Raw genomic sequence first — 5,962 nt, 5'->3', positions numbered from 1 at the left:
TAGATGAAGCAACAAAAGAAAAAGCGAAATCGATTTTAGAGCAAGAGAAATCCGGAAAATTAACACGTGAACAAGCAAAAGAAGAGTTAACAAAACTAGGCGTGAAAATGCTGGAGAAGGGTAAGCATAAAGACATGTTTGCTAACTTAGATGAACAGGCGAAAGAAAAAGCGAAGTCAATTTTAGAGCAAGAGAAATCCGGAAAATTAACACGTGAACAAGCGCAAGAGGAATTAACGAAGTTAGGCGTGAAAATGCCGGAGAAGGGTAAGCATAAAGACATGCTTGCTAACTTAGATGAAGCAACAAAGGAAAAAGCAAAGTCTATTTTTGAACAAGAGAAATCCGAGAAATTAACACGTGAACAAGCGCAAGAAGAATTAGCAAAACTAGGTGTGAAACTTCCAGAGAAAGAGAAACATGAAGACATCTTTACGGGATTAGATGAGGCAACAAAAACAAAAGCAAAAGCGATTTTAGACAATGAAAAGAAACAATTAGAGGAATTGAATGTGAATCTACCGCACCATAAGTTTTTTATGAAAAAAGATGAGAAATAATTGAGCGAAGTCGTATCTTTCGTGTGGGCAACCGAAAGGTACGTGAGAGGACCGATTTCTGTAAGCAGAAATCGGTCCCTTTTAATGATTTAATAAAATTTTTTTCATTGTTAGTATGTATCCAAAGACGCAGTAGAAGATTGCAAAACCGATAAATACTTCTGTATATTGGTATTTACCTAATACATAGAAGGAAGCAGCTGGTATAATAGCTACTGCTAAAATGCTATAACCAGGATATTTGTGCCTGTACAGGATAGCGAATAGAGCCGAAAGAAATGTAGCGATAATACAAAAAACAGCAATCATTATTCGTGCACCTCCTATATGGAGTATACCATTTTTAGGGAATTAGAGAAGTGTTGTAACTTCTGTTATAATATAAGAAGAGAAATATTTCGTATGTTATATAAAAAAATATATTGATTTTTTCTAACAATTCAATATAATGAACAATAACTACAAAATTCGACATCAAGAAGTGATGATGAGGACATGATCAATTTTTTACGATTCTCAGAGAGGGAAGCCTTTGGCTGTGAGCTTCCTAATACGAAAAAATGGATTACCACCTCTGAACTGCAGCAGTGAACGAACATCTAGTAATTGCTTGCCGGCAAAAACCGTTATTTAGACTTGAGAAATTGGTGAAGTGTGTCACTTTGCTAATTGAAACAAGGGTGGAACCACGAATACAACACTCGTCCCTTTTTTAGGGAGGAGTGTTTTTTTATTTCATTTTTGCATCACACTAGGATTGGAAGGAGGATACGCAGCATGCATCATGATGAGAAGAACAAAATTGGCTTAACAGTAGCACTTTCTATTGTGGTAGGAACGATTATTGGATCTGGTGTGTTTATGAAACCAGGGAGCGTATTAGATTACTCGGGGAGTTCTAATATGGCGATTCTTGCTTGGGTAATTGGTGGTCTGTTGACGCTAGCAAGTGGTTTAACAGTAGCTGAAATTGGAGCGCAAATCCCGAAAAATGGTGGGTTGTATACGTATTTAGAGGAGATTTACGGAAGTTTTTGGGGATATTTATCAGGCTGGATGCAAACGATTGTTTATGGACCAGCTATTATTGGAACATTAGGGTTGTACTTTAGTTCTTTAATGATTAATTTTTTCTATTTAGATAAAGTATGGAATTTACCAATTGCAATTGGAACAGTTGTGTTCCTTGGCGTTGTAAATAGTATGGGAACAAAATATGGAGGTATCGTCCAAACGGTTACGACAATTGGGAAGATGATTCCGATCGTTTTAATTGTTGTGTTAGGTTTTTGGAAAGGGAATAGCGATATCTTTAACGTAGTTGTGCCGATATCAGAAAATCAAAGTATCGGTATGGCAATTTTAGCAACGTTATTTGCTTATGATGGCTGGATTCTACTTGCTTCAATTGGCGGAGAAATGAAAAACCCAACAAAGTTATTACCGAAAGCAATGACAGTTGGGATTTTAATTGTAACAGCTGCTTACGTATTAATTAACTTGGCATTATTAAATGTATTACCAGCAGCGAAAATTGTAGACCTTGGAGAAAATGCAACAGCGACAGCTGCGGGCATGCTACTTGGAGAATATGGCGGGAAAATTATTAGTATCGGTATTATCGTTTCTATTTTCGGTTGTTTAAATGGAAAGATTTTAACGTTCCCGCGTATCCCGATGTCGATGGCAGAACGTGGACAACTTCCGTTTGCTAAGTTTATTGCAAAGGAAAGCCCAAGATTTAAAACACCAGCAAATGCGATTACTGTTGAAATCATTTTAGGAATTATTTTAATGATTATTAGTGATCCGAATAAGCTATCTGAGATTTCCGTATTCATTATTTATATTTTCTATGTAATGACGTTTATTGGTGTCTTCATTTTAAGAAAGCGTAATAAGAATAAAGAGCGTGCATACAGTGTACCGTTATTCCCAATCGTACCAATCGTCGCGATTTTAGGTTCGTTCTTTGTAATTGGTAGTGCAATTATCAATGATCCAGTAAGTTGTTTCTTATCAATTGGAATTGTCTTTACTGGACTACCGGTGTATTGGTATTTAAATAAGAAGAATAAAACTAGTGTTTAATAATTAGAAGGCAGGCGTATCATACGCCTGTTTTTTTATTGTAAAAAAATTGTACTTGTGTTCAATTTCTTTTTTGGTTACTATAGTCGTAGTAACCAAAAAAGAAAGCGTGGGGAAAGACTTGAATTTTCGTGTGTATATTTTAGCTATCGCGGCTTTTGTAGTCGGAACGGTTGAGCTAATTATAGGAGGAACGCTCGATTTAGTTGCCAATGATTTAGGAGTATCTATTAGTGCAGCTGGTCAGCTTATAACAATATTTTCAGTAGTATTTGCTTTATCAGGTCCGGTTTTATTAGCATTAACAGGGAAGTTTGAAAGAAAGAAATTGTATATTGGGGCATTGTCAATTTTCTTAATCGGAAATATTATTTCAGCATTTAGTGTGAATTACGGGATGTTAATGTTCTCAAGGGTTGTTTGTGCGGCGAGTGGTTCACTTATTATTGCACTGTCAGTAACACTTGCTTCTAGCGTTGTAGAACCGCATTTTCGTGCGCGTGCAATTGGAATCATTTTTATGGGGATTAGTGGATCACTTGTACTTGGAGTACCGCTCGGCCTTGTACTCGGAAATGCATATGGATGGCGTGCACCGTTTGTATTAATTTCGGTATTAACAGTTATAGCAATCGCTTGTATTTCATTATTCTTAACGAAAGTACCACCGACATCAGTGTTATCAATAAGAGAACAAATTGCTACGTTAAAAGATAAAAAAATCGTCAGTGCACAGTTAACATCATTTTTATTTTTAACAGGTCATTTAACGCTATATGCATATTTAACACCATTTTTAAAAGATGTGATGCACGTAGAAGCGAATTGGATTAGTGTATTTTACTTCATTTTTGGAATTGCAGCGGTACTTGGAGGCGGCCTTGGGGGCTTGCTTGCTGATAAATGGGGGTCGAAGAAAAGTATTATTTCCATCATTATCGTATTTGCATGTGTGATCTTTATGTTGCCAATGATGACATTCTCATTCCCACTCTTCATTATTATGATGGGACTTTGGAGTATGCTGAGCTGGGCTATTTCGCCAGCACAACAAAATTATTTAATTGAAATTGCACCAGAATCAGCTGGTATTCAGCAAAGTTTAAATAACTCTGCGCTTCACTTAGGAATTGCGCTCGGTTCAACAGTGGGCGGAGTTGTTATTGAAAAATCATCTGTTATATATAACGCTTGGGTAGGAGGCGGCTTTATTATATTAGCGCTGCTTTGTGCAATCTTCTCAATTACGAGAGGACGTTCTACTCAGTTTGAAAAAGAAGAATCTATCGTTTGATAGATTCTTCTTTTATTTGTAAAATTTTGCAGGTTTTAGTAGATGTATGGAGAAAGTCGTATATAGCGAGGTGATGTATATGTATACGGATTTTTCGATTTTTGGCTTTCTAATTTCAATGCTTCCGGTGTTCCTTATTATTCTTGCACTTAGATGGGTTCGTTTCATCTATCAAAATTCTGAGAAACAAGTGGAGCAAAATGAGAAAATTATTGAGCTGTTGACGGAGATAAAAGAAAAAGATAAGTAACATGTATTTGTTTGAAATTTGTTTCTGGTAAGTAAAAAAGGCACTTATAAAGTGCCTTTTTATTATTTTTAAAAATTTTAAATATGTAACATTCATTTGTCAATAGCAGCAGGAGAACAAACAATTGTAAGGTTGCTTATTACTTTGAAACTTTCTCAACAATTCGACAAGATAATACAAAAAAACCACCTATTCTCTTTTTTTCACTATAAGTACAATGAAACAGTAAGATTGCTTCATGTAGAAATTTATATATGGTGGTGGGGAGAATGAAACGAAAGATGGTAGGGAAATGGGTTAGTTTTTTAAGTGCTCTTATTATTTTATTAGGAATTGCAATGCCACAAGTAAAGGCAGAAGTAATGAACAGAGAAACATATAAAATGGATTGGAGTTATAGTAATTCGAAACATCGTGAAATAAAGACAGAAATAATTAAAACGGCTTCGGGTAGTATTGCGTATTGTTTAACACCTGATTTGCGCTCTCCAAATGGAGATGATTTACCTGAAATGGGGAAAACATCTGATGCCGTATATCGTGTTTTATTAAATGGATATCCTCATAAAAACCCATCTGAATTAGGTGTAGCGACAGTAGAAGAAGCGCATTATGCTACACAATTAGCGGTATGGATTGCAGCAAATGAATTAACGGTAGAAGATTTAGTTGCAAAAAATGAACGAGTACATAATCTTATGAAGCGTTTAGTAGAGGCTTCCAAAAAAGAAACTGGATCACAAGATGTATTTTTTAAAGTTAATCCTGTAGATCCACAAACTGCTACACAAAAAGGTGATTATTTAGAAACAGGATTTTATGCAGTGCAAACAAATGCGGTTTCTGGCTCTTATACGATTCTTCCTGAAAACGCTCCTAAAGGGCTTCGAATTGTAAATGAAAATGGAGAAGAGAAAAGTACATTATCAATTAATGAAAAATTCAAAATTTTAGTCCCGAAAGATACGGGTAGTGGTAATTTTAAAATGAAAGTGAAGTCTACTCTAACAAATTTACAAGCAATAGCTTTTAAAGGCTCGGAAAAAGTTCAAAATACAACAGTATTGTTACAAAGAAATAGTGAGAAAATCAGTACAGATTTAGTTGTAAATTGGGAATCAGTAGGCTCTTTAAAGATTATGAAATTAGGAGAAAAAAAGGAATTATTAAAAGGGGCTGTGTTTGAAGTTTCTAATGAAAACTTTAAACAAAATGTTACGACTAATGATAAAGGGATTGCGGAGCTAGGGAATCTTTCAATCGGTATATATAACGTCAAAGAAATTCAAGCGCCAGCTGGATATGTGTTAGACGAAAGTGTTAAAAAAATTGAAGTGAAAACTGGTGAAACTGCTCTTTTAGAGTGGAAAAATGAAAATATAAAAGGTGAATTAGAAATAACGAAAGTAGATATAGCGGATGGAAATACGAAGCTGCCAAACGCAGAATTTACAATCTACAACGAACAAGGGAAAGAAGTAGTAAAAGGGAAAACGGATGAAAAAGGTATAGCGAAATTCAAATTACCATACGGAAAGTACACGTATAAAGAAACAATAGCGCCGAATGGCTATGTAATAAATGAAGAGACATTCGCATTTGAAATCAAAGAGAATGGAGAAATTATTAAACATATCGTTCAAGATAAGAAAGTAGAAGGTGAATTAGAAATAACGAAAGTAGATATAGCGGATGGAAATACGAAGCTGCCAAACGCAGAATTTACAATCTACAACGAACAAGGGAAAGAAGTAGTAAAAGGGAAAA

General features: G+C 35.2%; 6 protein-coding genes and 1 other annotated feature. Of the genes, 5 read left to right on the top strand and 1 reads right to left on the bottom strand.

The annotated features are described in order from the left end of the window. Window positions 1-560: hypothetical protein (locus MR113_RS26585; protein ID WP_242257414.1), on the top strand; the 560-nt coding region annotated here is incomplete at its 5' end. Between the two features lie 81 nt (window positions 561-641). Here MR113_RS26585 and MR113_RS26580 read toward each other — a convergent pair. Beyond that, complete coding sequence (locus MR113_RS26580; RefSeq protein WP_242257413.1) at window positions 642-869, bottom strand: hypothetical protein; 228 nt, start codon at window positions 867-869, stop codon at window positions 642-644. A gap of 166 nt (window positions 870-1,035) precedes the next feature. Then, window positions 1,036-1,272: a binding site (T-box leader), on the top strand. A 65-nt stretch (window positions 1,273-1,337) separates the two neighbouring features. Between MR113_RS26580 and MR113_RS26575 the strand changes: the two genes are divergently transcribed. From MR113_RS26575 to MR113_RS26560, 4 genes are all read left to right on the top strand, one after another. Further along, on the top strand, window positions 1,338-2,651 hold the full coding sequence (locus MR113_RS26575; protein ID WP_242257412.1) for an APC family permease: 1,314 nt from the start codon (window positions 1,338-1,340) through the stop codon (window positions 2,649-2,651). 109 nt (window positions 2,652-2,760) lie between these two features. Continuing rightward, window positions 2,761-3,945, top strand: a complete 1,185-nt coding sequence (locus tag MR113_RS26570) for an MFS transporter (protein WP_242257411.1) — start codon at window positions 2,761-2,763, stop codon at window positions 3,943-3,945. Window positions 3,946-4,024: 79 nt separating this feature from the next. Beyond that, window positions 4,025-4,195, top strand: coding sequence for a hypothetical protein (locus MR113_RS26565; RefSeq protein ID WP_242257410.1), 171 nt, complete (start codon window positions 4,025-4,027; stop codon window positions 4,193-4,195). Window positions 4,196-4,464: 269 nt separating this feature from the next. Beyond that, window positions 4,465-5,962 (top strand): MSCRAMM family protein (locus MR113_RS26560; protein ID WP_242257409.1); only part of this gene is annotated, 1,498 nt, incomplete at its 3' end.

It is taken from the genome of Bacillus cereus group sp. BfR-BA-01379 (assembly GCF_022663605.1).
GTDB lineage: Bacteria > Bacillota > Bacilli > Bacillales > Bacillaceae_G > Bacillus_A > Bacillus_A mobilis.
The sequence above is the reverse complement of the archived record's forward strand: the minus strand, read 5'-3'. Positions and strand labels throughout refer to the sequence as shown.